The organism is Bradyrhizobium sp. 35 (genome assembly GCF_023073215.1).
GTDB classification, from domain to species: Bacteria; Pseudomonadota; Alphaproteobacteria; order Rhizobiales; family Xanthobacteraceae; genus Bradyrhizobium; species Bradyrhizobium canariense_D.
Map to the genome: position 1 here is coordinate 41,282 of NZ_JADPJC010000058.1, position 24,825 is coordinate 66,106.

The following is a 24,825-nucleotide window of genomic DNA, read 5'->3' on the forward strand; positions in this document are numbered from 1 at the left end:
CAAGTGAGCAATCCTCAAGTGAGAGCGGCATGAACGAGCAAGCCAATGCCGGGCCGGGCGGCGATCTCTGCATTCGCACGCTGGCGATGCCTGCCGACACCAACGCCAACGGTGACATCTTCGGCGGCTGGCTGCTCAGCCAGATGGACGTCGGCGGCGGCGTGTTTGCGTCAAAGGTCGCGAAGTCGCGCACCGTGACCGTCGCCATCGAGGCGATGAATTTCCGCAAGGCCGTCTATGTCGGCGATCTCGTTTCGGTCCACGCCCACCTCGTTCGCGTCGGGCGCACCTCCATCACCGTGCATCTGGAAGCATGGGCGCTGCGCCGCGGCGAGCAGCAACCGTTCCTCGTCACCGACGGCAACTTCACCTACGTCTCGATCGACGAGCACGGCCGCCCGCAGCCGGTTCGCCCGACCGACACCGCGATCGCGACGTAATCGCACGCGGCGTTGCGCCTCATCTGTCTGATGCGTGCGGCAACACCAAACGCGGCGCGACTGAGTCCCGCCGCCGCGGCTTTGCCAAGAACCAGTCATAAAACGGATGAGGTCCCGGCGTACTCCGTCGCGTGTCGATCCGGGGTGGAAACGGCGTCAAAATGCCCAGGAACCTTTGGGCAGAACTGCCGTTGTTTGCCCGCACTGAGGAATCCACGGACCATGCCGGACAGCTACATCATCGAAGTCGATTCGCAGACCGCAGGTATCGTCGTTCGTTCCCAGGGAGGCTACTGCTTTTTCGCCTCGTCCAGCCGCTTCAACCGTCTCGAAGGCCAGCTCTTCCGCAACGCCCGCGAAGCCGAGCGCGCCGCGCGCAAGCTGGTTAACGGTGATGTGAAGGAAGCGGCTTAGTCCTCCCGCGGGTCATTCCGGGCCGCGTGTGGCCCGAGAGGTGGGAATCTTTTGCCGCGAACTCTGCCTTCCCTTCTCGCCTTGTTGGAGAAGGTGGCGCGTAGCGCCGGATGAGGGGTCGTCTCCGCGAATTCCAATGCGAGAGGATTCGTTGTCGGACAGAAACCCCTCACCCGACTTCGCTTCGCGAAGCCACCCTCTCCCGCAACGGAGAGGGGAAGAGCCGTTGTTCACAACTTCGTCGCCGCCCGTGAGAGCAGCTTCCAGTCGTCGCCCTGCTTCTGCCAGTTCATCAGGATGTGAAGGTTGGTCGGCACTTTTTTCCCATCAGCCGCCATCTCTTGTTCCGCCACCCAGTGGAAGCGCACGATCGCGGCGGGGCCGACGACCTTGATGGTCGGGTCCTTGTACTCGATCGACAGGAATTTGGATTTGCCGTCGGTGGCGTTGGCGATGAAGGTCGCCTTGTCCTCGACCTTGCCGCTGGAATGGCTGTAGCTCACCTCTTCGGCGCAGAGTGCGCCGAGCGCCTTGGGATCGGCCGCGATCTGGGCGAGACGGAACGCCTCGACCTTCTTCGCCACGGCTTCCTCGTCGGCCGAGGCCGCCAGCACCGGTGTCGTGAGCGCTGAAACTGCAAGAGTGGAGACGGCAAGAGCTGGGACGGCAAGAGTCGAGAGAGCGAGATCGCGTCGGTTGATCGTCATCGTTTCCTCCTTTTTGGTCTTGCATGGAGTGTTGCAGTCGCACGCGACTTTGTCGAGGGTCGCGTATTGGTCATGCACGTGCGTCATTGCGCGATTGACGCTGTATTGATACGGCTTTCGTATTGATGCGTCATATATTCGGGAAAGTACGGACATGATCGAGGCTATCGGCAGGGCGTTGCTGTTCGACATCGACGGTACGCTCGCCAACACCGATCCGCTGCACTTGAAGGCGTTCAATCTGGTGCTCGGCCCTCGCGGCCACGTCTTCGATCACGCGCGCTTCTCCAGAGAGCTGCAAGGCTTCGAGAATGTATCGATCGGCGAGCGTTTTCTGCCCGACGAGGCGCCCGAACGGCGTGCCTTGATCCTCGATGAGAAGGAGGAAGTCTTCCGCACGCTTGTTGCCGGGCAGATCGAGCCGCTGCCGGGCCTGATGGCGCTGCTCGACAGGGCGGATGCGGCCGGTATTCCCATGGTTGCCGTGACCAATGCCCCGCGGCTCAATGCGGAGCTGCTGCTGTCCGGCCTCGGCATCACGCACCGCTTCAAGGCGCTCGTGATCGGTGCCGAGCTGTTGCACGGCAAGCCGCATCCGCTGCCTTATCAGGAAGGGTTGCGCTTTGCCGGCGCCAGCGCCATGGCCTCGATCGCGTTCGAGGACTCCCGCACCGGCGTGCAATCGGCCGCAGCGGCCGGCATTCCGACCATCGGCATCCGGACCAGCCTCAACCATGCTGATCTCGTCGCCGCCGGGGCTATCGCCTCCGCCAGCGGCTTCGACGATCCCGATCTGCTGACGCGCCTCGCCGCCGCGATGGCATGGTGAGGACCTTCGTCCGTTAACCGTGATCGGCGCGCGCATTGACCGAGCGCGCGAACCGCCGCACCATGCAGCTTCCTGATTTGAGGCCATCGCCGTGACCGGACTGACTCATCGACAAGCCGAAATCCTCAACATCGCGCGAGCCTCGGGCCGCGTCATGGTCGAGGAGCTGGCGCGCCGGTTCGAGGTCTCGGCGCAGACCATCCGCAAGGATCTCAACGACCTCTGTGAGCGGCGCTCGCTGACCCGCATTCATGGCGGCGCCATCATCGCATCCGGCGTCGAAAACCTCGCCTACGAGGCGCGGCGCTTCGTCGCCGCCGACGAGAAGAAGGCGATTGGAGCCGCGGCCGCCTCGCTGATCCCGAACGGCTGCTCGCTCTTCATCAACATCGGCACCACGACCGAGGAGGTCGCGAGCGCGCTGACCTCGCACGAGGACCTCCTCGTTATCACCAACAATCTGAACGTCGCCATGCTGCTCTATCGTCATCCCCGCATCGAGGTGGTGGTCGCCGGCGGCACGGTGCGGCGCGCCGACGGCGCGGTGGTCGGCTCGACCGCGACGCAGCTGATCGGCCAGTTCAAGGTCGACTATGCCATCATCGGAGCGTCCGCGATCGACGAGGAGGGCGCGCTGCTCGACTTCGACTATCGCGAGGTGCAGGTGGCGCAGGCCATCATCGCCAACGCCCGCAGCGTCATGCTGGTCGCTGATTCCACCAAGCTCCGGCGCAGCGCGCCGGTCCGCATCGCGCATATCAGCCAGATCCAGACCTTCGTCACCGACCAGGAATTGCCAGAGCGCCTCGCCACCATCTGCCACGGCAAGGGCATCGAGGTGATGGCCGCGATGCCGAAGGGGGCGGACGTCGATGAGGCTCAGGCCGAGGCACAAGAAGCGCCCGAGGCCGCGCCGGTGGTGCGGCTGAGGTAGGACTATGGGTTGTCCCACGGGTTCAGCAGCGGCACGCCGAATACCGCAAAATCCTTCACATTGCGCGTGACGAGCATGAGGTTGTTTGCCAGCGCGGTCGCGGCAAAGAAGCCGTCCATGACAGACAATGCGAGGCCGCTTCTGCGACTCTGACCCATCAGGTCACCCCAGCGTTCCGCGACCGCGTGGTCGATCGGCAGTGTGCGCCCGGCAAAACGCTCCGGCAGATCGCGGGCAAGCCAGGCGGCCAGTGCTGCACGGCGACGGCCGTCCTCCAGCAACGCGATGCCGCGACGAAGCTCGGCGATCGATGCCGCGCTGATGAACGCACGATCCTCGTCGATCGTATCAAGCCATGACAAGACTTTCGGCGAAGGGGCGGGCCTCTGGACCTCCGATAACACGTTGGTGTCGAGCAGTAGATTCACGGCAGCTCGTCGTGCGGCGCGTCGTGAACGCGTTCAAGCTTGAGGTCGGCGCTGCGCAGCGGCGAAGCCAGCAGGAATTCGGCCAAGGTACCTTTGCGCGCCGTCTTGCGCGCCCATTCCTCGACGGAAACGATCACCGCGTTGGGCTTGCCGTGTCGGGTGATGATTTGCGGGCCGGCTTGGGCACGATCGATCACCTCGGAGAGCCGGGCCTTGGCGTTGGCAAGCGTCCACGAGTCCGTCGCTGGTGAATCTGGTGCAGTGTGTTCTGTCATGCAAATAACGACCAATATGACTATTCTTACTAATAAGGGTCATCAACGACTTTTCAAGAGCAATAATGCCGCTCAAATCCCTCCTGAACTGCCTATTTCGCCCCCCGCGTGCCCACTTAAAAGTTCCGCTTTCACTTCGTTTCTCTCCTCTTTCATCTTGCTTTCGTTTTCTGGTGTGATCTAATCAAAAGCGAAAGTAACCGCTCGATTGAACGGGCGGTCGCCGGGGGATGCGTCTGTTGGATCGTATTTTCGACCTCGCCATTATTGGAGGCGGTGTTAACGGCTGCGGCATCGCGCGCGACGCGGTGGGCCGCGGCAACGCGGTTTTCCTGTGCGAAATGAACGATCTGGCGAGCGGGACGTCGTCCTGGTCGACCAAGCTGGTGCATGGCGGCCTGCGCTATCTCGAATATTACGAGTTCCGGCTGGTTCGCGAGGCGCTGATCGAGCGCGAGATTCTCTGGGGCATCGCGCCGCACATCATTCGCCCCCTGCGTTTCGTTTTGCCGCACCATGCGGGCCTGCGGCCAGCCTGGCTGCTGCGCCTCGGCCTCTTTCTCTATGACCACATCGGTGGCCGTCATCTGTTGCCGGCGACGCGCTCGGTTGACCTCCGACGCGACGAGGTCGGCCGCCCGCTGATCCCGAACCGCTACGGCCGCGCGTTCGAATATTCCGACTGCTTCGTCGACGACGCCCGTCTCGTCGTGCTCAACGCACGCGATGCCGCCGATAAGGGCGCCGAGATCCGCACCCGCACTCGCGCGACGGATATCAAACAGTCAGACGGCATCTGGACCGTCAGCATGATCGACACGCTGACAGGCGCGCGCTCGTCGATCCAGGCCCGTGCGGTTGTCAATGCCGGCGGGCCCTGGGTCGAGGATGTGCTCGGCCGCGGCGCCGGCGTCAACGCGAAAGCCAAGGTGCGCCTGGTGCAGGGCTCGCACATCGTCGTGAAAAAACTCTACGACCACGACCGCGCCTACATGTTCCAGAATGCAGATGGCCGCATCATCTTCGTCATTCCCTATCAGGACGATTTTACGCTGATCGGCACCACCGACCGCGACTATGACGGCGATCCCGCCAAGGTGAAGGCGACGGCCGAAGAGATCCAGTATCTCTGCACGGCGGCGAGCGAATATCTGGCCAAGCCTGTCACGCCCGATGACGTGGTTTGGACCTACTCCGGCGTACGTCCGCTCTATGACGACGGGGCCAGCGAAGCCAAGGCCGCGACGCGCGACTATGTGTTCGAGCTCGACACGTCCGGCGGCGTGCCGCTGCTGTCGATCTATGGCGGCAAGATCACGACCTATCGCCGTCTCGCCGAGGAGGCGCTGGAGCGGCTCGCGCCCTATCTTCGCAGTGCGAAAGCACGCGAAGGCTGGACCGGCAAATGGCCGCTGCCCGGCGGCGACATGGGCGTGTCCGATGTCGACGGCCTGATCGCCGAGCTTCAGCGCGGCTATCCTTTCCTCAGCCACGAGCATGCGCGGCGCCTGGCGCGCTCCTATGGCACGAGGGCGATCAAGCTGCTTGGGGATGCGAAATCGGCGGTCGATCTCGGCCAAGCCTTCGGTGCGACGCTGACCGAGCGCGAAGTCCGCTATCTCATCGCCAACGAATGGGCCGTTACTGCCGAAGATATCGTCTGGCGCCGTTCCAAGCTCGGCCTGCGACTAAGTGCCGACGAGATCGCGGCGCTGGACGACTGGATCAGGACCCACGCCGTGCAGCAAAGTCCCCTGCTGGAAGCCGGAGGACGCTCATGACGGTGGCACTCGATCACGTGACCCGGACTGTCGACGGGGTCCCACACATCCGCGACGTCTCGCTGACGCTCGAGAGCGGCACGCTCAACGTGCTGCTCGGGCCGACGCTGTCGGGCAAGACCTCGATCATGCGGCTGCTCGCTGGCCTGGACAAACCGACATCGGGCAAGCTGCTGGTCAACGGCAAGGACGTCACCGGGGTCGACGTGCGCCAGCGCTCGGTCGCCATGGTCTATCAGCAGTTCATCAACTACCCCTCGCTGTCGGTCTACGAGAACATCGCTTCGCCTTTGCGCGTGCAGGGCAAGCCGCGCGCCGAAATCGAGGCGCGCGTTGCGGAAGCCGCCCGGCTGCTCCGGCTCGAGCCGTTCCTGAAGCGCACGCCGCTCCAGCTTTCCGGCGGCCAGCAGCAGCGAACTGCGATGGCGCGCGCGCTGGTGAAGGGCGCCGACCTCGTGCTGCTCGACGAGCCGCTCGCCAATCTCGACTACAAGCTGCGCGAGGAACTGCGCACCGAGCTGCCGCGCATCTTCGAGGCCTCCGGCGCGATCTTCGTCTATGCCACCACCGAGCCGACCGAGGCGCTGCTGCTCGGCGGCAACACGGTGTGCATGTGGCAGGGAGAGGCGCTCCAGATCGGCGAGACTCCAAAGGTCTACCGTCATCCGCAGACCTTGCGGGTCGCGCAGGTGTTCTCCGATCCGCCGCTGAATCTCGTCGGCATCGAGAAGAAGAACGGTTCCGTGCAATATGCGGGCGGCATTGCCGCGCCGGCGTCCGGTCTCTATTCCTCGCTCGCGGACGGCGCCTATCGCGTCGGATTTCGCGCCCATCAGCTCGCACTTGCCAATGGCGAGACTGACCGCCACGCCTTCCATGCCACGGTAACGGTGACCGAGATCACCGGTTCGGAGAGTTTCGTGCATCTGACCCGCGACGGATCGAACTGGGTGGCGGTGCTGCACGGCGTGCACGAATTCGAGCCCGGCCAGACGCTCGATGCCGTGCTCGATCCCAACGACGTGTTCGTTTTCGATGCTGCCGACCGGCTGGTCGCGGCACCCGGTCCCATAGCGTTTTCAAGCGAAGTGCCGAGCGGTTCGCGTGAAGAAAACGCGTCAAAGAAAAAAGCCTGAGGGGGATGCGACATGGCCCGCATTGACCTCGTCGATCTCGCCCACTCCTACGGCGGCAATGATGCCCCGCAGGACAGCTTTGCTCTCAAGCCTGTCACCATGACCTGGCGGCAGGGCGGCGCCTATGCGCTGCTCGGGCCGTCCGGCTGCGGCAAGACCACGCTGCTCAACGTCATCTCCGGCATCATCACGCCGTCGCGGGGGAAAATCCTGTTCGACGGCGAGGACATCACACCGCTGTCAACCCAGAAGCGCAACATCGCCCAGGTGTTCCAGTTTCCGGTGATCTACGACACCATGACGGTGGGGCAAAATTTGGCGTTCCCTCTGAAGAACCGCGGCGTGCCGAAGGCTGAGATCGACAAGCGGGTCGCCGAGATCGGCCGCTTGCTCGACCTCGAGCCCTATCTGAACCGCAAGGCGACGCGGCTCACGGCCGATGCCAAGCAGAAGATCTCGCTCGGCCGCGGCCTGGTACGCTCCGACGTTGCCGCCGTGCTGTTCGACGAGCCGCTCACCGTGATCGACCCCGAGCTGAAATGGCAGCTCCGCTCCAAGTTGAAGGCGCTGCATCGCGAGCTCGACCTGACGATGATCTACGTCACCCACGACCAGACCGAGGCGCTGACCTTCGCCGACACCGTGGTAGTCATGCATGACGGCCGCGTGGTGCAGAGCGGCACGCCGGCCGAGTTGTTCGACAAGCCGGCGCACACGTTCGTCGGCTATTTCATCGGCTCGCCCGGCATGAACATCCTGCCGGCCGAGGTGAGGGGCCGTGAGGCCAAGATCGGCGGTCACGTCATTGCGCTCAACCGCAGCTACGACAAGCTGCCTGCTGGCGCGAAGATCGAGATCGGCGTCCGTCCGGAATTCGTTGAGGTCGTGGCGCCGGCGCCCGGCCTGCTCAGTGCGAAGATCGAACGCGTCGACGACCTCGGCCGGATCCGCTTCGCGCGCGCGCGGCTCGGTGACGCCAAGCTAGCGGCGCGCGCGCCGGCCGGCTTCACCAGCCCGGACGGCACGGCCGGCCTGAAATTCGATCCGTCGCACGTCCACGTCTATGCCGACAGCCTTCTGGTGGAGGGAGCCGCCTGATGGACAAGACTATCAACCAAAAAGCCTGGTTCCTGGTGCTGCCGGTGTTCCTGGTCGTCGCCTTCTCGGCAGTGCTGCCGTTGATGACGGTGGTGAACTATTCGATGCAGGACACCTTCGGCAACAACCAGTTCTTCTGGAACGGTGTCGGCTGGTTCAAGGAATTGCTCGATCCTTCGACCGATCTCGGCGGCCGCTTCCTGGCTTCGCTCGGCCGCAATCTGTTCTTCTCGCTGGTGATCCTCGCGATCGAGGTGCCGCTCGGCATCGTCGTCGCGCTGTCGATGCCGCGCCAGGGCTGGACGGTTGCGGCCTGCCTCGTCATCCTCGCGTTGCCGCTGCTGATCCCGTGGAACGTGGTCGGCACGATCTGGCAGATCTTTGGCCGTCCCGACATCGGCCTGCTCGGCTATGTCCTCAATGCGACCGGCATCGATTATAATTACGTCTCCAACGACATCGACGCCTGGGTCACGGTCATCGTGATGGACGTCTGGCACTGGACCAGCCTGGTCGCGCTGCTGTGCTATGCCGGACTTAAGTCGATCCCGGAGGCTTATTACCAGGCGGCGCAGATCGATGGCGCCTCGCGTTGGGCCGTGTTCAAGGCGATCCAGCTGCCGAAGATGAACCGCGTGCTGCTGATCGCGGTGCTGCTGCGCTTCATGGACAGTTTCATGATCTACACCGAACCGTTCGTGGTGACTGGTGGGGGGCCCGGCAATTCGACGACTTTCGTCTCGATCGAGCTGGTCAAGATCGCGCTCGGCCAGTTCGACCTCGGCAAGGCCGCCGCGCTGTCGCTGGTCTACAATCTCATCATCCTGATCGTCTGCTGGATCTTCTACACCGTCATGACCAACGCCGGCAGCGATCGGAAGCCGCAGGAAGGAGCCGTGTGATGCACTCGATCCCCGGCCGTCGCCTCATCATGGCGCTGTTCTTGATCTTCCTGCTGTTGCCGATCTACTGGCTCGTCAACATGAGCTTCAAGACCAACGCCGAGATCGTCTCGACGATGACGCTGTGGCCGCACGCGCCGACGCTCCAGCACTACAAGCGCATCTTCACCGATGAGAGCTGGTATTCCGGCTATATCAACTCGTTGGAATATGTCGTCCTCAACACCATCATCTCGATCTCGGTGGCGCTGCCGGCGGCCTACGCGTTCTCGCGCTACCGTTTCCTCGGCGACAAGCATCTGTTCTTCTGGCTGCTCTCGAACCGCATGGCGCCGGCCGCGGTCTATGCCCTGCCGTTCTTCAATCTCTATTCGGCGATCGGGCTGTTCGATACGCCCTGGGCGGTCGCGCTCGCGCACTGCATCTTCAACGTCCCGCTGGCGGTGTGGATCCTGGAAGGCTTCGTCTCGGGCGTGCCGCGCGAGATCGACGAGACCGCCTTCCTCGACGGCTATTCCTTCCCGCGCTTCTTCATCAAGATCCTGGTGCCGCTGATTGCGAGCGGCATCGGCGTCGCCGCCTTCTTCTGCTTCATGTTCTCCTGGGTCGAGCTGCTGCTCGCGCGCACGCTGACCTCGGTCTCGGCCAAGCCGATCGCGGCGATCATGACGCGCACGGTGTCGGCTGCGGGCATGGACTGGGGCCTGCTGGCGGCAGCCGGCGTGCTGACGATCATCCCGGGCGCACTCGTGATCTGGTTCGTCCGCAATTATATCGCGAGCGGTTTCGCGCTCGGTCGGGTCTAGGGAGGCATCAATGGAATGGATTGCATGGATGGCCTGGACGCCGCCGACGGCGATCTTTTTTGTCGCGCTCGCCTGCACGCTGGCTGTGATGACCTGGCTCGGGGTGGCTTATCCCGAAGCCGAGCGCGTCGGCGTGCTGCGCATCCCGACCACGCGCGGCGACCGCCTGTTCATCTCCCTGATCACGGCGGCGGTCATCCACTTGCTGTGGATCGCCTTCGCCGGCACCGACCCCCTCGCCACGCTGCCGATCGGCGAGGACGGAGTTGAAATTTCGCGCCTTTGGATCGCATCAGGAATTTCGCTGGCCACGGCCGTACTCATTTTCCGCACGGTCTAGCCCGCGAAGGAACGGCCAGATCCGGGACCAACCCGGGCCTGTAAAAAGTTTGTCGCTGCAACGGAGGAATAACATGCGGCAGTTTAGGAGAAGGGAACGTCCATTGACCAAGAATAGCTTTCTGACGATGTCCAGCGTCGCCGCCATCGTCGCGGTGTCGCTGGCCGTCTCGGCGCCGGTGCGCGCCGCCGACGACGCCGCGATCCAGAAGTGGATCGCGGAATTCCAGCCCTCGACGCTGTCGAAGGAAGACCAGAAGAAGGAGCTGGAGTGGTTCGCCAAGGCCGCCGAGCCCTTCAAGGGAATGGAGATCAACGTGGTCTCCGAAACCATCACGACCCACGAATATGAGTCGCAGACGCTGGCCAAGGCGTTCTCCGAGCTCACCGGCATCAAGCTCAAGCACGACATCATCCAGGAAGGTGACGTCGTCGAGAAGCTGCAGACCCAGATGCAGTCCGGCAAGAACGTGTACGACGGCTGGATCAACGATTCCGATCTGATCGGCACCCACTTCCGCTACGGCCAGACCATCGCGCTGTCGGACTATATGACCGGCGAGGGCAAGGACGTCACCGACCCCATGCTCGACGTCAATGACTTCATCGGCAAGTCGTTCGGCACGGCGCCGGACGGCAAGCTCTATCAGCTGCCCGACCAGCAGTTCGCGAACCTTTACTGGTTCCGCTACGACTGGTTCACCAACGCCGACTACAAGGCCAAGTTCAAGGCCAAGTATGGCTACGAGCTCGGCGTGCCCGTGAACTGGTCAGCCTACGAAGACATCGCCGAGTTCTTCACCAACGACATCAAGGAGATCAACGGCGTCAAGGTCTATGGCCATATGGACTATGGCAAGAAGGACCCGTCGCTCGGCTGGCGTTTCACCGACGCCTGGCTGTCGATGGCCGGTAACGGCGACAAGGGCATCCCGAACGGTCTGCCGGTCGACGAATGGGGCATCCGCATGGAAGGCTGCCGTCCGGTCGGCTCCTCGGTCGAGCGTGGCGGCGACACCAACGGTCCGGCCGCGGTCTACTCGATCACCAAGTACCTCGAGTGGATGAAGAAGTATGCTCCGCCGCAGGCCCAGGGCATGACCTTCTCCGAGTCGGGTCCGGTGCCGGCGCAGGGCAACATCGCCCAGCAGATGTTCTGGTACACCGCCTTCACCGCCGACATGGTGAAGCCGGGCATCGCCGTGATGAACGCGGACGGTACGCCGAAGTGGCGTATGGCTCCGTCGCCGCACGGTTCGTACTGGAAGGAAGGCATGAAGCTCGGCTACCAGGATGCGGGTTCGGCGACGCTGCTGAAATCGACTCCCCCGGATCGCCGCAAGGCGGCCTGGCTCTATCTCCAGTTCATCGTCTCCAAGACGGTGTCGCTGAAGAAGAGCCATGTCGGTCTCACGTTCATCCGTGAATCCGACATCTGGGACAAGTCGTTCACCGAGCGTGCGCCGAAGCTCGGCGGCCTGATCGAGTTCTACCGCTCGCCCGCGCGCGTGCAGTGGACCCCGACCGGCAACAACGTGCCCGACTATCCGAAGCTGGCGCAGCTGTGGTGGCAGAACATCGGCGATGCGTCGTCCGGTGCCAAGACGCCGCAGGCCGCGATGGACTCGCTTGCCGCGGCCCAGGACTCCGTCATGGAGCGTCTGGAGAAGTCGGGCGTGCAGGGCGCCTGCGGTCCGAAGCTGCACAAGAAGGAGTCGGCCGAGTTCTGGTTCGCCAAGGCCCAGAAGGACGGCACGATTGCTCCGCAGCGCAAGCTCGCCAACGAGAAGCCGAAGGGTGAGACGGTCGACTACGACACTCTGATCAAGTCGTGGCCGGCACAGCCCCCGAAGCGCGCTTCGCTGCAGTAAAGCACATCAGCATAACGACGAAAGGCCGGGAGCAATCCCGGCCTTTTTTCTTTTTATTGTCGTGGATTTTGCTTCCACACGTCATTGCGAGCGAAGCGAAGCAATCCAGAGTCTTTCCACGGAGGTAGTCTGGATTGCTTCGTCGCTTCGCTCCTCGCAATGACGGAGGATGGAGCGACAACGACACCTTATTCCGCCGGCTCAGCCGCCAGCGTCGGATAGTCCGTGTATCCCTTCGCGCCGCCGCCGTAGAACGTGTTCTTGTCCCAGTCGTTCAGCGCCGCGCCCTGCTTCAGCCGCTCGACCAGATCGGGATTGGAGATGAACGGCTTGCCGAAGGCGATGAGATCGGCCGCGTTCGCCTCGAGCACCTTGGCAGCGAGGTCGAAATCATAGCCGTTGTTGGCGATGTAGGCGCCGGGGAAGCGCTTGCGCAGGCCCGCATAGTCGAACGGCGCGATGTCGCGCGAACCGCCGGTGGCGCCTTCGACGACATGGAGATAGACGAGCTTGAGCGCGGCGAGGCCGTCGACGATATGGTCGTACAAGGCTTGCGGGTTCGAATCCGAGATGTCGTTGGCCGGCGTCACCGGCGAGATGCGGATGCCGGTGCGATCAGCGCCGGCCTCGGCGACGACGGCCCTGGAGACCTCGAGCATCAGCCGCGCGCGGTTCTCGATCGAGCCGCCATAGGCGTCGGTACGCTTGTTGGTGCCGTCCTTGGCGAATTGCTCGAGCAGATAGCCGTTGGCGCCGTGGATCTCGACGCCATCGAAGCCGGCTTCGAGCGCATTCTTCGTGGCGCGCCTGAAATCGTCGATGATGCCTGGAATTTCGGAGAGCTCGAGCGCACGGGGCTCGGAGACGTCGGCGAAAGTGCCGTTGACGAAAGTCTTGCCCTTGGCGCGGATCGCGCTCGGCGCCACCGGGGCTGCGCCATTGGCCTGAAGGTCGACATGCGAGATGCGGCCGACATGCCAGAGCTGGATGAAGACCTTGCCGCCGCGCTGATGCACCTGATCGGTGACCGTGCGCCAGCCGGCGACCTGGTCCTTTGAGTAGATGCCGGGGGTGTCCTGGTAGCCTTGGCCCTGCTGTGAGACCTGGCTCGCTTCGGTAATCAGAAGCCCCGCCGAGGCACGCTGGGCGTAATAGTCAGCGGCGAGCGCGCCCGGTACGAAGGTGCCGGGAACGGCGCGGTTGCGCGTCAGCGGCGCCATCACGAAACGGTTCGCCAGCGTGATCGGGCCGAGCTTGTAGGTCTCAAACAATTTGGTCGAACGGCTCATGAGAATGCTTCCAGGCGGTGAGAGATCCGGAACACTTGTGCATTGCGGCAATCAGCGCAAGGGAGGAGCCATACAGAAACTGCAGGCGAGATGCGCAGCCGAGCCGCGCAGCATAAAGCATGTGCAATTTCAGCCGCAGCAGCAGATTGGATCTCCCGCCGCGGCCGTCTGAATAATCGCCTTTCAGTTCGCGCCGAGGAAATCGCGCTTGCCGATCTCGACGCCGGCGTGGCGCAGAAGGCCGTGGGCGGTTGCGGCGTGGAAATAGAAGTTCGGCAGCGAGAACGCGCTCAGGAATTGCTGGCCCTTCATGGTGATGGACTTGTCGGGGCCGGCCGGGAAGGTGACGTCCTTGGTGTCGGCGCCCTCGAACTGCTCGGGCTTGAACGATTTCACGTAGTCGATGGTCTTCGCCAGGCGCTGCTTCAACTCCGCAAAGCTGGTCTCGGTGTCCGGTGTGGAGGGCACGTCGCTATGGGTCAGCCGGGCGCAACCTTTGGCTGCGAAATCGCTGACCAGCTGGATCTGCTTCGAGAGCGGCAGCATGTCCGGAAACAGGCGGGAGCCCAGCAGGACGCTGGGGTCGACCTTCTTGGCCGCACAATGCGCTTCGGCTTTCGTGAGCAGGCCGATCAGGCTGTTCAACATTTGCAAATAGGCGGGAACGACGGCGTCGTGGAAGGACATGTGATGCTCGCTTCAAAAGTGGGAAATCTCAGGAGAAACCTGAGCTACTCACATGGGAACGTCATGGAAAAATACAATCGCCGGAGGGGCTTGTGCAGTGCGAAAATTCTACCGAGCGGGCTGTGGTGCTATCGGCGTCATACCCTCGTGTCATCGCCCGGTTGACCGGGCGATCCAGTACTCCGAGCAGCTGTGATTGAAGGCCGCAGCGTACTGGATGCCCCGCTTTCGCGGGGCATGAGAGCGATCCTGGTGCTTACCGGATCGTCCCCACTGGCTGCGCCTGTGCCGTGCCCCCACGCATGCGAGCGAGCAGTTCGGCCGTAGGCCAGGAATCGGCCGGCAGACCGTATTTGATCTGCATCGCCTTCACCGCGGCGCGGCTTTGCTGGCCCAGCACGCCGTCGACCTTGCCGACATTGAAGCCAGCCTGGACCAGAAGCTGCTGCAATTGCTTGAGCTCGTTGAATGGCAGCTGCGCGACCGGTGTGGACGGCTTTCGCATCGGAGCCGCGCCCGCGATGCGGGTGGCGAGATAGCCCGCGGTGGTCGAATAGATCAGCGAGTTATTCCACTCGGTGTAGGCCGCGAAATTCGGGTATGCCATGAAGGCCGGACCGAAGCGTCCCATCGGCAGCAGCACGGAGGCCGCGAGATTGTCGTTCGGCAGCGGCCGGCCGTCGGGATAGGTAACCCCGAGCTGCGCCCATTTTGAGCGCGGCAGCTGCACCGTGAGGTCGGTCTGATCCCACGGCAGGTTCTGCGGCACCTTGATCTCCTCCAGCCACGGCTCGCCGCGCCGCCACTTCAAGCCGTTGGCGATGTAGTTCGCGGTCGAGCCGATCACGTCGTCCTCGCTGCGGAGGAGATCGCGTCGGCCGTCGCCGTCATAGTCGACGGCATAGTTGACGTAATGCACGGGCAGGAACTGGGTCTGACCGAGCTCGCCGGCCCAGGAGCCGACCATCTCGTCCGGATGCAGGTCGCCCCGGTCGATGATCTTCAGCGCGGCGATGGTCTCGTTCACGAACATCTCCGAGCGGCGGCAATCATAGGCCAGCGACACCAGCGATTTCAGTGTCGGCAGATTACCCATGTTGACGCCGAAATCGCTCTCCAGTCCCCAGAACGCGGCGATCACTGCCGGCGGCACACCGTATTCCTTTTCCGCGCGCGCGAACGCGGCCGCATGTTGCTTGATATGCTGCTGGCCGTTCTGCATGCGATAGGGCGCGGCCATGCGGCCGGCAAATTCGGTGAAGAGCTGGCCGAACACGCGCTGGCCGCGGTCGCGATTGACGATGCCCTGGTCGTAGACGAGGTAAGGCGAGGCCGCCGCGATCGTCCGCTGCGACACGCCGGCGGCAACGGCCTGCTGTTTCACGTCGACCAGGAAGCGATCGAAGTTCGCCCCGTTATGGCACGACGCCGCGCGCGGCGAGGGCCCAGTGGCCCTGGGAGCCGCGGGCTTTGCCGGCGGCGGCGCCAACTGGGCAGAGGCGGGAAGGGCGAGCGTGAGCAGGGCGGCGGCCGCGATCGCAAATCGGGTCTGGAGCATGAGGTTTCCGCAAGGGGAGGAGACGCTTGGATTCTCGGCCAAGCTTAATGGAACGATTGACCTCAAACCAGTGCCGCGGCTCCGCGACGCACCTTGAAACCTTGCGGGCGGGCCGGGGTCATCCCTACCTCATGCTCGCCGGCCCGCAACGCCTCCAGCGGCTACGGCCGGCCTCGGGAGACGGCCATGAATTATCTTCGTACCGCAATGCTGCTCGCAGGCCTCACCGCCCTGTTCATGGGCGTCGGCTATCTGATCGGCGGTGCCGGCGGCGCCATGATTGCGCTCGTCATTGCCGCGGCGACCAATCTCTTCACCTACTGGAACTCCGACCGGATGGTGCTGTCCATGTATGGCGCCCATGAGGTCGACCGCAGCAGCGCACCGGAGCTGGTCGGGCTCGTGGCCGAGCTAGCGGCCCGCGCCGGCTTGCCGATGCCGCGCGTGTTCCTGATGGACGAGCCGCAGCCCAACGCGTTTGCCACCGGGCGCAATCCCGAGAATGCCGCGGTTGCGGTCACCACCGGGTTGATGCACCAGCTCAGCCGCGAGGAGCTTGCGGGCGTGATCGCGCACGAGCTCGCTCATATCAAGCACCACGACACGCTGCTGATGACTGTGACCGCGACCATTGCCGGTGCGATCTCGATGCTGGCGCAGTTCGGCATGTTCTTCGGCGGCAACCGCGACAACAACGGCCCGGGCATCGTCGGCTCGATCCTGATGATGATCCTCGCCCCGATCGGCGCCATGCTGGTGCAGATGGCGATCAGCCGCACCCGTGAATACGCCGCGGACAATCTCGGCGCACGCATCGCCGGTCAGCCGATGTGGCTGGCATCGGCGCTGGTGAAGATCGAAGGCGCGGCGCATCAGGTCCCGAACGCCGAGGCGGAACGAAATCCCGCCACCGCGCACATGTTCATCATCAATCCGCTGTCGGGCCACGGCGTGGACAATCTGTTTGCCACCCATCCCTCGACGCAAAATCGCATCGCGGCGCTTCAGCAGCTCGCAGCCGAGCTTGGTGCGCAGGCGTCGCCGTCGGTCGGCGCCAATGAGAACTATCCGCCGCGGAGCCCGTGGGGCCGCTCCTCCTCGCGCGGGCCTTGGGGCTGACGCAGCAGCGGCTCTAATTTGCACGCTTTGTGACCTGTCGCACACAGGACGGTCCCGGCCGGTGTTAACACCCTGCCGTGACAGTTCCTGCGAAAGGGGATGCGTGGCCGGCCCTCTGCCTGCCACCGTCGAAGATGACCAAAGCTGCAGTACCATTGTTGATCGTCGTGGGCGTGCTGATTGGCCTGTCCACGCACACCGTCGTCAATTGCGGAGACGAGGACGAGCCCGACATCTGTTCGGCGGTGATCGGCTTCTCGCCGCTGCGCGGCTCGCTGATCGCGTTCGCCTATGAGGGGCGCGGACGGATCGCGTTGCGCCACGGCGACTGGCGGCGGGCGATCGCGGATTTCGACGAGGCCATCCATCTCAATCCCAACCGTGCCTCGCTCTATCGCGATCGGGCGCTGGCGCGCCGGCAGAACGGCGACCTCGAACTTGCCATCGAGGATTACGACGAGGCGATCGCGCATGATCCCAGGCACGCCGCGCCCTATCACCAGCGCGGTCTCGCGCTCGCGGCCGCCGGCGATCTCGATCGCGCGATCCTGAGCTACAACACCGCGGTCCGCCTCGACCCCTCCGATGCGCAGCCTCGGCTCGATCGCGGCCTCGCCTTCCTGGCGCGTGGCCAGGCGAATGAAGCGCGCGCCGATTTCGAAGCCGCGCTGGCGCTGCCCGCCGGCAAGGATGCCCGCACCCGCGACGCGGCACGCGCAAAACTCGCTGAACTCGCGAGCGCCGAGCCGACCCGGCTCGCCGCGCCAGGGCGGTAGAGATATCTAGAGCTGCGTGCGCCGCTGCAACCCTCTCCCCTTGTGGGAGAGGGTGGCTCGCCGCGAAGCGGCGAGACGGGTGAGGGGTATCTCTCCGCGCGTGAGTCTGCTGCAGTTGAATTCGCGGAAACCACCCCTCGTCCGGCGCTTCACGCCACCTTCTCCCACAAGGGGAGAAGGAAGAAAGTGCGCTCCTACTTCTTGGTTTTGGCCTTCTTCGCCTTCTTCACCGGCTTTTCCTTGGGCGCCTTCTTCTCCACCTTCACCGCGACCGGTGTGCTGGCGGCGATCCGCATCGACCGCGCGTAGCTGTCGGCGACGTTGTCGGCGGACATCTGCAGGCGCTTGGCGGCGGCAACGGCCTGCTCCATGGTGGCCTTGGCCATCATCTTGAAGCGGTCGCCGGTCTCCTTGCCCTTGGCCTTGGCCGCAAGGCCGTTGAATCGATCCCGGCGCTCCTTGGCGCGGGTCATCAGGCCCGTATGCAGCTGTCTGGCCAGTTGCCGGATCACGACATCCAGGTCGGCGTCCGCCATGTTGTTCTATCCTCTTCGAAAACGGTATCGATGCGGGCGGGACTATGCAGATCGGGCCCCACCTTGGCAATTCCCGGCCGCGCGTCATCCGCAGCTTCCGGTGACCAAAACAAAAAAGCCGCGCTGTGCGCGCGGCTCTCTGCCTTGGTTTTGCGCTGTCTGTCTTACTTCAGCGAGGCGACCGGGCCGCTCGCAGCTGCCGGATCGGGGTCGAAGCCGAACACCCCCACCAGATACTTGTAATAGTCCGGCAACTTCTCCTTGAGCGCCTCGCGCGACTTCGGGTCGTGGAATTCGCTCTTCCCGGCCAGGAAGATGCTGGCGGTCACCGCAAAGAATTCCATGTGATTCTTCAGCGCATAGGATTCCTTGGGCAGGAGATCCTTGGACTTGGCGTAGGCGTAATAGCCGATCACGCCTTTGTTGGCGTAGCCGTCCGGCAACAGCCGCGCATGGTAGGCGTGCAGGAGCTCGTGCAGCAGCACCGCTTCCTTTTCGTAACGCATCATATCCGGCCGCAGCATGATCACGCCGAGGCCGGAATCGACCGCGAGGTCGACGGCGTTCGGATTGCTCCAGCGCTGCTTGTTGGGGTCCCAGACCGTCAGCGTGCGGGGAGCGGTGCGCTGGATGTCAGGCGTGACCCGGCCGTAGCACGCGGTCGCGGCGCCTTCGTCGAGGCAGGCCAGCTCGCTGGCGATGATCGGGACGGTGCGGAAGAAGCGCAGCACGCGCGGCGAGAGGCCGGCAGCCTCGACCACGTCGATCTGGCTCTTCACATTGTCGGTGAGCTTGTCGACATCCTTGCGGTCGGAATTCTCCGACAGGTCGAACATGTAGCCGCGGTAGCTCTGGAAGCCCGGCGGTAACGCCTGCGCTGCGCCGGAGGACGGATCCAGCGGTCCGGCATGGGATGGATTGGCAAAGAGCGCGCCGACAATGGTCGCGGTCAGCAGCAACGCAATGCGCATGATGAACCCCCTGATGTCACTTCACGCGGCAGAATAAGCCGCCGTTGTTTGCGAAAAGTGAGTGGGGCGAGACTAAGGCAGCGATGTTGAGGCGTGCTTAATCGATCGTTGCGGATCGCGGAACTGAATTAGCGCCGAGTTAACCAAGCGTGGATTGCCCGCGCGCTTCGGCGTAGCATGCGGTCCGGGCACCAAGCCCTCAAACCAGATAGCCGGAAGCGAGGATGCCATGTATGCCGCCATCCGTCAGGCCAAGGCAAAAAGCGGGAGCGCCGAAGAGCTGGCGCGCCGTATCAAGGAAGGCGCCGTTCCGATCATCAGCGACGTCGACGGCTTCCGCGCCTATTACGTCGTCTATGCCGGTGACGACACGGTCACGGCGATTTCGATCTTCGACAAATTCGAGCAGGCGGAGGAGGCGAACAGGCGTGCGATCGCCTGGATCGAGAAGGATCTGGGCGCGCTGCTTGCAGGCGACGCCCGCGCCGCCGCCGGGCCGGTGATCGTGCATACGCTGGCGTAGGGATTGGGTGCAGCCGCACATTCAACTGTCATCGCCCGGCTTGACCGGGCGTCCAGTACTCCGAGACGGCAGGGATTGAACCGATAGGCCGCGGCGTACTGGATGCCCCGCCTTCGCGGGGCATGACAGCGGTGTGCTTTACAGCTCCCTCGCATTCGAGAATGCAAAGCTCGACACCCGCCGCGTCGTCTCGTCCAGGATCAGGGTGCGCGTGATCGGCGGCTCGGCGCGCTGGGCGCAGTTTTCGCGCTCGCAGAGACGGCAGTTGACGCCGATCGGCGTGCCCTCCGTTTTCTCCAGATCGATGCCGGCAGCGTAGACGAGGCGCGCGGCGTGACGGATCTCGCAGCCGAGGCCAATGGCGAAGCGCGGCTGTGGCAGCGGGTGCGGCGCGACGGGGCGGCGCACCATCTGCGCGATCGAGAAATAGCGCGTACCGTCCGGCAGCTCGATCACCTGCTTCAGCAGGCGGTCAGGCGTGTCGAAGGTCGAGTGCACGTTCCACAACGGACACGTGCCGCCGAATTTCGAGAACGGGAACGTGCCCGACGAAAATCGCTTCGAGACATTGCCTGCATTGTCGACGCGCAAGAGGAAGAACGGGATGCCGCGCGCGTTCGGCCGCTGCAGGGTGGTGAGCCGATGGCAGACCTGCTCGAAGCCGGAATTGAAGCGCTGCGCCAGCAGATGGATGTCGTAGTTCAACGCTTCTGCCGCGGCCAGGAAGGCCGGGTAGGGCATCATCACCGCGGCCGCAAAGTAGTTGCCGAGCGTGATCCGGAATAGGCGGCGCGGTGTGTCGTCGAGCGCGCCGGCGCGGCCGATGATGGTCTCCAGATGCTGCGCGCATTCAACGAGGCCGAGCTGAAAGGCGAGCTGGAACGCGCGGCCGGGCGGGTCGACCAGTTCGGAGATCAGGAGCTGGCGCCGATGGCGGTCGAAGCGCCTCAGCGTCTCGCGCATCACGTCCACCGGCATGATGCGGGTCTGGATCGAATGCTTTTCGCGCAGCCGTGCCGCCAGTGCCGCATAAAGCTCTTCGGCCGGCACGTTCAGTCCGTCGCGCAGAGTCTCCGCGGCCTGCTCGAGTTCCGGAAAGTAGTTGCGGTTGGCCTCGATCAGCTCGCGGACGCGCTCGACCGGATTGGCCTCATAGCGGGTGCCGACGTCGCGGTCGGCCATTTGCGCCGCGGCCAGCGTCTCGCCCTGGCGGGCCTCGGTATAGGCGGCATAGAGCCGTTGCAGCGCATGGGTGACGCCGGGGCAAAGCTCGGCCAGATCGCGCAGTTCCTGCTTGGGAACGTCGATCTGGCGGAACAGCGGGTCGGAGAAGATCTCGTTGAGTTCGGCGAAGAAGCGGTCCTCGTCGGCGGTCGCGAGGTCGCGCAGGTCGAGGTCGTAGGTTTCGGCCAGCCGTAGCAGGATCTGCGCAGTCACCGGACGCTGGTTGCGCTCGATCAAGTTGACATAGCTCGGCGAGATCCCGAGCCCCTCGGCGATCTGAGTCTGCGACAGCCCCAATTGCTGCCGGATCCGCCGGAAGCGCGGGCCGACGAAGAGCTTCTTACCGGATCCGGCGGGCATTCTAGGTCTCCAAAGTCGTAAGGCAGTCTTGCTGACCTATATTATTTACAAGTTTTACAAAGTGACATTTATTACAATCACCTATGTTACATGACATCACCATTCAAATACAAGACTACTATACGAGCTAGGCTTTCTCGCGTTTAGCTTCTGACACGCATCTCGCAATGCATTGTCAATAATGTCGATGGCGGTGCCATCGTCGTGAAAGGATCAGGCACATGAAGTACCAGCCCCGCGGCATCAGCACCTTCCAGGCCCCTGCCTCGTATCAGAGTGAGGTCGAGGCGGCCCGGTCGCTCCTGGAGACCCAGCCGACCTGGAACGGGGTGTCGGCCGAGGCCGTCGCCCGCATGCGCCTGCAGAATCGCTTCAAGACCGGCCTCGACGTCGCTCGCTACACCGCGGCGCTGATGCGGGCCGACATGGCCGCCTACGACGGCGACCCCACCAAGTACACGCAGTCGTTGGGCTGCTGGCACGGCTTCATCGCCCAGCAGAAGCTGATCTCGGTCAAGAAGCACTTTGGCAAGACCGATCGCACCTATCTGTACCTGTCCGGCTGGATGATCGCGGCGCTGCGCTCCGAGTTCGGCCCGCTGCCGGACCAGTCGATGCACGAGAAGACCTCGGTGCCGGCGCTGATCGAAGAGCTCTACACCTTCCTGCGTCAGGCCGATTCGCGCGAGCTGAACGATATCTTCCGCAACCTCGATAAGGCCCGCAAGGAAGGGGACAAGACCAGAGAGAAGGAGCTGATCGAGAAGATCGATAACTTCCAGACCCATGTCGTGCCCGTCATCGCCGACATCGACGCCGGCTTCGGCAATGCGGAGGCCACCTATCTGCTCGCCAAGAAGATGATCGAGGCGGGTGCCTGCGCGCTCCAGATCGAGAACCAGGTCTCGGACGAAAAGCAGTGCGGCCACCAGGACGGCAAGGTCACCGTGCCGCACGAGGTGTTCCTGGCCAAGATCCGGGCCTGCCGCCACGCCTTCCTCGAACTCGGCGTCGAAGACGGCATCGTCGTGACCCGCACCGACTCGCTCGGTGCCGGCCTGACCCAGCAGATCGCGGTCAGCCACAAGCCCGGCGACCTCGGCGACCAGTACAACAGCTTCCTGGATTGCGAGGAAGTGACCGCGGAGAACGCCCGCAACGGCGACGTCATCATCAACCGCAACGGCAAGATGATGCGTCCGAAGCGCCTGCCCTCCAATCTCTATCAGTTCCGCCCGGGCACCGGCGAAGACCGATGTGTGCTGGATTGCATCACCTCGCTGCAGAACGGCGCCGACCTGCTCTGGATCGAAACCGAGAAGCCGCATATCGAGCAGATCGCCAAGATGGTCGACCGGATCCGCAAGGTGGTTCCGAACGCGAAGCTGGCCTACAACAACTCGCCCTCGTTCAACTGGACCCTCAACTTCCGTTGGCAGGTCTACGACGCCATGAAGGAAGCCGGGAAGGACGTCAGCAAGTACAATCGTGCCGAGCTGATGAAGCCGGAATACGACGATACGCCGCTGGGGAAGGAAGCCGACGAGCGCATCCGTACCTTCCAGGCGGATTCGGCCAAGCGTGCCGGCATCTTCCACCACCTGATCACGTTGCCGACCTATCACACGGCGGCGCTATCGACGGACAATCTGGCGAAGGAATATTTCGGCGACCAGGGAATGCTCGGCTATGTCAAGAACGTCCAGCGCGCCGAGATCCGTCAGGGTATCGCCTGCGCCAAGCATCAGAACATGGCCGGCTCCGACATCGGCGACGACCACAAGGAATACTTCGCCGGCGAGGCTGCCCTGAAGGCGGGCGGTGCCCACAACACGATGAACCAGTTCGGCTAACGCATCACGCTAATCGACAGGAGACTGACAATGACCAACAGCAATTTCTGGGTGATCGGCGGCGAGTTCGGTTCGATGAACTTCCACAAGCTCGTGGAAGGTTCGGCCCAGGTGCAGGGTCCGTTCAAGACCCGCAAGGAGGCCGAGGACGCCTGGCGCTCGGTCTCGGAAGAGAACCGCCACAAGGCGGGCGTCCGCTTCTCGATCGTGGAAGAGCCGTCGCGGGTCTCGGCGTGACAATCTGAACTTGCATGCCAATCTGAATAAGAAGACGTCCAAGGACGGAGGGTCCCATCCGGCGCAAGCCGGGTGGGACCGTCTGTTTTTGGCACAGGTGAAAGATTTGTGGGCGTCGTAAGTCACTGGAATTGTAGGCCCTTTGCGGACACTTTGGTTGCTGATAGGTTAATCCCGCCAAGTGAGGACGAGGCCGCCAATGTCAGAGCCCGAGACCAGCGGGATCCATCCCAGCCAGCCGCGCCCGGTGCGGCTGCGCGATGCGCTGTTGCGCGCGCGGATCGAGGCCGCCGACCGGACCGGCGTCGTCGTCGATTTGCGCGATGCCGAGGTGGCGCGGCTCGAGATCCTCAACGATTCGCTCGATCCCCTGTTCGCGCAGGTGCCCGATCAGATCGACCTGTTCGACCGTGGCATCAGCCAGGGCGACACGCCCAGGCTCTGGATCGACGTCGTCGCGCATATCTTGATGGGGCGTGACAAGCGAATGTACCGCTTCGTGCAGGACACCCGCTTCGGCCGCATCGTGCTCGCCGAATCGCACGACACCGCTGTCATCGTCGAGGCCGTGACTGATTATGTCGCCCGCCGCATGATCGAACGCGAGCATGCGATGGTGGTCCCGCCCGAGCCGAAGCCCGAGCTAGCGCCGCCGCGGCGCCGCTCGCGCGTGTGGCCGTTCGTGTTCGGATTTGTGCTCGGCGCCGCCGCGCTGTTCGGTGTTGCCGTGCTCGCGGCGCTGCGGAGCTGGTGAGACGTTCGCCGTCGTCATTGCGAGCAATGACGGGCGGCCTCAAATCAATCTCACATGCTTGATCTGTCCGATCTGAAGTCCAACCCCCAGGCTCCGCACCGTCTGCTCGCAACGCCAGCCGGCGTTGTCCTTCTCGATCGTGAACAGATTGTAGGCCGCAGCCGGGGTGCGGCCGTGCGCGAGCGCGGAGGCCGACGGCACGCCGAGGGCCGGAATATTGCCGTTGGGTCCCTCGAACCACATCGTCGAATGAATGTGGTCGTGTCCATGCAGGATCAACTCGACGCCGTGGCGTTTCAAAAGCGTCAGCAGCCCGGCGGAGTCAGTCATGCGCTTGTGGCGCGCGCCGGACTTCAGGGGATGATGCACCAGCAGCACGCGAAAGACGTCCTCGGTTGCGAGCCGCTCGAGCACCTCTTCGAGCGCCGCGAGCTGTTCGCGTCCGAGCGCGCCTGTCGCCATCAACGGCAAGGTGGGCACCGCCGTGGACAGGCTGATCAGTGCGAGCGGCCCGCGCCGGCGCAGGCTCGGAAAGCCGATACAGCCATCGTCGCCCGCAAGATAGGGCGCGAAGGTTTCGCCGAAGCGATGAAAGGTAGCGCGGACATAAGCGTCGTGATTGCCGGGAATCGTGGTGACGCGGTCGGGCGGACCGACGCCGTCGAGCCAGGCGCGCGCCGGCGCGAACTCCGCCTCCAGCGCCAGATTGACGAGATCGCCTGTGACCGCGATGTGGTCGGGACCTTGCGCCTTCACGTCGGCGACAAGGGCGTCGAGCACCTCGCGGCGCTGGTATTTGTGACGGTTGCGCGTCCAGTTGACATAGCCGAACGCGCGCTTGCCGGCGAGCTCGATCAGCCGGGGCTTCGGCAGCGGCGGCAGATGCGGGTCGGACAGATGGGCGAGCGTGAAGGGAGCCATGGGGGGCGATTGCCTCGCTATTCGTCCGCTGTAATGGCAAGGTCGCAGGCTAGGTGC

27 protein-coding genes are annotated in these 24,825 nt (G+C 63.8%); 17 read left to right on the forward strand and 10 right to left on the reverse strand.

Annotated elements, in window-relative coordinates; translation table 11 throughout:
• The first annotated feature begins 29 nt into the window (after window positions 1-29).
• Both IVB36_RS13180 and IVB36_RS13185 read left to right on the forward strand, forming a co-directional pair.
• On the forward strand, window positions 30-440 hold the full coding sequence (locus IVB36_RS13180; RefSeq protein ID WP_247372636.1) for an acyl-CoA thioesterase: 411 nt from the start codon (window positions 30-32) through the stop codon (window positions 438-440).
• A gap of 222 nt (window positions 441-662) precedes the next feature.
• Window positions 663-854 carry a hypothetical protein gene (locus tag IVB36_RS13185; protein WP_018454989.1) on the forward strand — a complete coding sequence of 64 codons (192 nt, stop codon included), beginning with the start codon at window positions 663-665 and terminating at the stop codon, window positions 852-854.
• A gap of 230 nt (window positions 855-1,084) precedes the next feature.
• Here IVB36_RS13185 and IVB36_RS13190 read toward each other — a convergent pair whose 3' ends face one another.
• Window positions 1,085-1,561: a nuclear transport factor 2 family protein gene (locus IVB36_RS13190; RefSeq protein WP_026232853.1), complete on the reverse strand. Its 477-nt coding sequence runs from the start codon at window positions 1,559-1,561 to the stop codon at window positions 1,085-1,087.
• Window positions 1,562-1,715: 154 nt separating this feature from the next.
• On the opposite strand from IVB36_RS13190, the gene IVB36_RS13195 reads away from it, so the two are divergent.
• On the forward strand, window positions 1,716-2,390 hold the full coding sequence (locus IVB36_RS13195) for an HAD-IA family hydrolase (RefSeq protein ID WP_247391638.1): 675 nt from the start codon (window positions 1,716-1,718) through the stop codon (window positions 2,388-2,390).
• Window positions 2,391-2,481: 91 nt separating this feature from the next.
• Window positions 2,482-3,324: a DeoR/GlpR family DNA-binding transcription regulator gene (locus tag IVB36_RS13200; protein WP_018454986.1), complete on the forward strand. Its 843-nt coding sequence runs from the start codon at window positions 2,482-2,484 to the stop codon at window positions 3,322-3,324.
• Between the two features lie 2 nt (window positions 3,325-3,326).
• Here IVB36_RS13200 and IVB36_RS13205 read toward each other — a convergent pair whose 3' ends face one another.
• Window positions 3,327-3,752, reverse strand: coding sequence for a type II toxin-antitoxin system VapC family toxin (locus IVB36_RS13205; protein ID WP_247372640.1), 426 nt, complete (start codon window positions 3,750-3,752; stop codon window positions 3,327-3,329).
• Window positions 3,749-4,027 carry a type II toxin-antitoxin system Phd/YefM family antitoxin gene (locus IVB36_RS13210; protein ID WP_085361304.1) on the reverse strand — a complete coding sequence of 93 codons (279 nt, stop codon included), beginning with the start codon at window positions 4,025-4,027 and terminating at the stop codon, window positions 3,749-3,751. Before IVB36_RS13210 ends, IVB36_RS13205 begins: the two co-directional genes overlap by 4 nt.
• 230 nt (window positions 4,028-4,257) lie before the next feature.
• Between IVB36_RS13210 and glpD the strand changes: the two genes are divergently transcribed.
• From glpD to IVB36_RS13245, 7 genes are all read left to right on the forward strand, one after another.
• On the forward strand, window positions 4,258-5,808 hold the full coding sequence (glpD, locus tag IVB36_RS13215; protein WP_247391640.1) for a glycerol-3-phosphate dehydrogenase: 1,551 nt from the start codon (window positions 4,258-4,260) through the stop codon (window positions 5,806-5,808).
• Entirely contained in the window at window positions 5,805-6,944 is a 1,140-nt protein-coding gene (locus tag IVB36_RS13220; RefSeq protein ID WP_247391641.1) for an ABC transporter ATP-binding protein, read from the forward strand. Before glpD ends, IVB36_RS13220 begins: the two co-directional genes overlap by 4 nt.
• A gap of 12 nt (window positions 6,945-6,956) precedes the next feature.
• Complete coding sequence (locus IVB36_RS13225) at window positions 6,957-8,042, forward strand: ABC transporter ATP-binding protein (protein ID WP_247391643.1); 1,086 nt, start codon at window positions 6,957-6,959, stop codon at window positions 8,040-8,042.
• Entirely contained in the window at window positions 8,042-8,944 is a 903-nt protein-coding gene (locus IVB36_RS13230) for a sugar ABC transporter permease (protein ID WP_018454980.1), read from the forward strand. The genes IVB36_RS13225 and IVB36_RS13230 overlap by 1 nt, the downstream gene beginning before the upstream one ends.
• Window positions 8,944-9,750, forward strand: a complete 807-nt coding sequence (locus IVB36_RS13235) for a carbohydrate ABC transporter permease (protein ID WP_018454979.1) — start codon at window positions 8,944-8,946, stop codon at window positions 9,748-9,750. The genes IVB36_RS13230 and IVB36_RS13235 overlap by 1 nt, the downstream gene beginning before the upstream one ends.
• A 10-nt stretch (window positions 9,751-9,760) precedes the next feature.
• Window positions 9,761-10,090: a DUF2160 domain-containing protein gene (locus tag IVB36_RS13240; protein WP_018454978.1), complete on the forward strand. Its 330-nt coding sequence runs from the start codon at window positions 9,761-9,763 to the stop codon at window positions 10,088-10,090.
• A gap of 127 nt (window positions 10,091-10,217) precedes the next feature.
• Window positions 10,218-11,960 (forward strand): ABC transporter substrate-binding protein, encoded by a 1,743-nt coding sequence (locus IVB36_RS13245; RefSeq protein ID WP_039799251.1) that lies wholly within the window; start codon window positions 10,218-10,220, stop codon window positions 11,958-11,960.
• A 188-nt stretch (window positions 11,961-12,148) separates the two neighbouring features.
• Here the strand turns inward: IVB36_RS13245 and IVB36_RS13250 are convergent, their stop codons facing one another.
• From IVB36_RS13250 to IVB36_RS13260, 3 genes are all read right to left on the reverse strand, one after another.
• Window positions 12,149-13,249, reverse strand: coding sequence for an alkene reductase (locus tag IVB36_RS13250; protein ID WP_018454976.1), 1,101 nt, complete (start codon window positions 13,247-13,249; stop codon window positions 12,149-12,151).
• 183 nt (window positions 13,250-13,432) lie between these two features.
• Window positions 13,433-13,936, reverse strand: a complete 504-nt coding sequence (locus tag IVB36_RS13255) for a DUF1993 domain-containing protein (RefSeq protein ID WP_018454975.1) — start codon at window positions 13,934-13,936, stop codon at window positions 13,433-13,435.
• 256 nt (window positions 13,937-14,192) lie between these two features.
• Window positions 14,193-15,494, reverse strand: coding sequence for a lytic murein transglycosylase (locus IVB36_RS13260; RefSeq protein ID WP_247391644.1), 1,302 nt, complete (start codon window positions 15,492-15,494; stop codon window positions 14,193-14,195).
• A gap of 186 nt (window positions 15,495-15,680) precedes the next feature.
• On the opposite strand from IVB36_RS13260, the gene htpX reads away from it, so the two are divergent.
• Window positions 15,681-16,613: a zinc metalloprotease HtpX gene (htpX, locus tag IVB36_RS13265; RefSeq protein ID WP_085361309.1), complete on the forward strand. Its 933-nt coding sequence runs from the start codon at window positions 15,681-15,683 to the stop codon at window positions 16,611-16,613.
• Window positions 16,614-16,747: 134 nt separating this feature from the next.
• Window positions 16,748-17,389 carry a tetratricopeptide repeat protein gene (locus IVB36_RS13270; protein WP_026232851.1) on the forward strand — a complete coding sequence of 214 codons (642 nt, stop codon included), beginning with the start codon at window positions 16,748-16,750 and terminating at the stop codon, window positions 17,387-17,389.
• 194 nt (window positions 17,390-17,583) lie between these two features.
• Here IVB36_RS13270 and IVB36_RS13275 read toward each other — a convergent pair whose 3' ends face one another.
• Both IVB36_RS13275 and IVB36_RS13280 read right to left on the reverse strand, forming a co-directional pair.
• Window positions 17,584-17,925 carry a hypothetical protein gene (locus tag IVB36_RS13275; RefSeq protein ID WP_018454971.1) on the reverse strand — a complete coding sequence of 114 codons (342 nt, stop codon included), beginning with the start codon at window positions 17,923-17,925 and terminating at the stop codon, window positions 17,584-17,586.
• Window positions 17,926-18,089: 164 nt separating this feature from the next.
• Window positions 18,090-18,896: a hypothetical protein gene (locus tag IVB36_RS13280; RefSeq protein ID WP_018454970.1), complete on the reverse strand. Its 807-nt coding sequence runs from the start codon at window positions 18,894-18,896 to the stop codon at window positions 18,090-18,092.
• A 229-nt stretch (window positions 18,897-19,125) separates the two neighbouring features.
• Here IVB36_RS13280 and IVB36_RS13285 point away from each other — a divergent pair, with 229 nt between their 5' ends.
• Window positions 19,126-19,419, forward strand: a complete 294-nt coding sequence (locus tag IVB36_RS13285; protein WP_007607017.1) for an antibiotic biosynthesis monooxygenase — start codon at window positions 19,126-19,128, stop codon at window positions 19,417-19,419.
• Between the two features lie 138 nt (window positions 19,420-19,557).
• Here the strand turns inward: IVB36_RS13285 and IVB36_RS13290 are convergent, their stop codons facing one another.
• On the reverse strand, window positions 19,558-21,003 hold the full coding sequence (locus IVB36_RS13290; protein WP_018454969.1) for a short-chain fatty acyl-CoA regulator family protein: 1,446 nt from the start codon (window positions 21,001-21,003) through the stop codon (window positions 19,558-19,560).
• Between the two features lie 221 nt (window positions 21,004-21,224).
• Between IVB36_RS13290 and IVB36_RS13295 the strand changes: the two genes are divergently transcribed.
• The 3 genes from IVB36_RS13295 to IVB36_RS13305 all read left to right on the forward strand — a co-directional run bounded on the left by IVB36_RS13295 (window position 21,225) and on the right by IVB36_RS13305 (window position 23,847).
• Window positions 21,225-22,856 carry an isocitrate lyase gene (locus tag IVB36_RS13295; RefSeq protein ID WP_247372646.1) on the forward strand — a complete coding sequence of 544 codons (1,632 nt, stop codon included), beginning with the start codon at window positions 21,225-21,227 and terminating at the stop codon, window positions 22,854-22,856.
• A 30-nt stretch (window positions 22,857-22,886) separates the two neighbouring features.
• The gene (locus IVB36_RS13300) at window positions 22,887-23,093 is read left to right on the forward strand and encodes a hypothetical protein (protein WP_007595122.1); all 207 of its coding nucleotides are present in this window, start codon (window positions 22,887-22,889) and stop codon (window positions 23,091-23,093) included.
• Window positions 23,094-23,292: 199 nt separating this feature from the next.
• Window positions 23,293-23,847 carry a hypothetical protein gene (locus tag IVB36_RS13305; protein ID WP_018454967.1) on the forward strand — a complete coding sequence of 185 codons (555 nt, stop codon included), beginning with the start codon at window positions 23,293-23,295 and terminating at the stop codon, window positions 23,845-23,847.
• Window positions 23,848-23,886: 39 nt separating this feature from the next.
• Here the strand turns inward: IVB36_RS13305 and IVB36_RS13310 are convergent, their stop codons facing one another.
• A complete protein-coding gene (locus tag IVB36_RS13310) occupies window positions 23,887-24,768 on the reverse strand; it encodes a metallophosphoesterase (protein WP_247372648.1) in 882 nt (293 codons plus the stop codon).
• Window positions 24,769-24,825 lie beyond the last annotated feature (57 nt).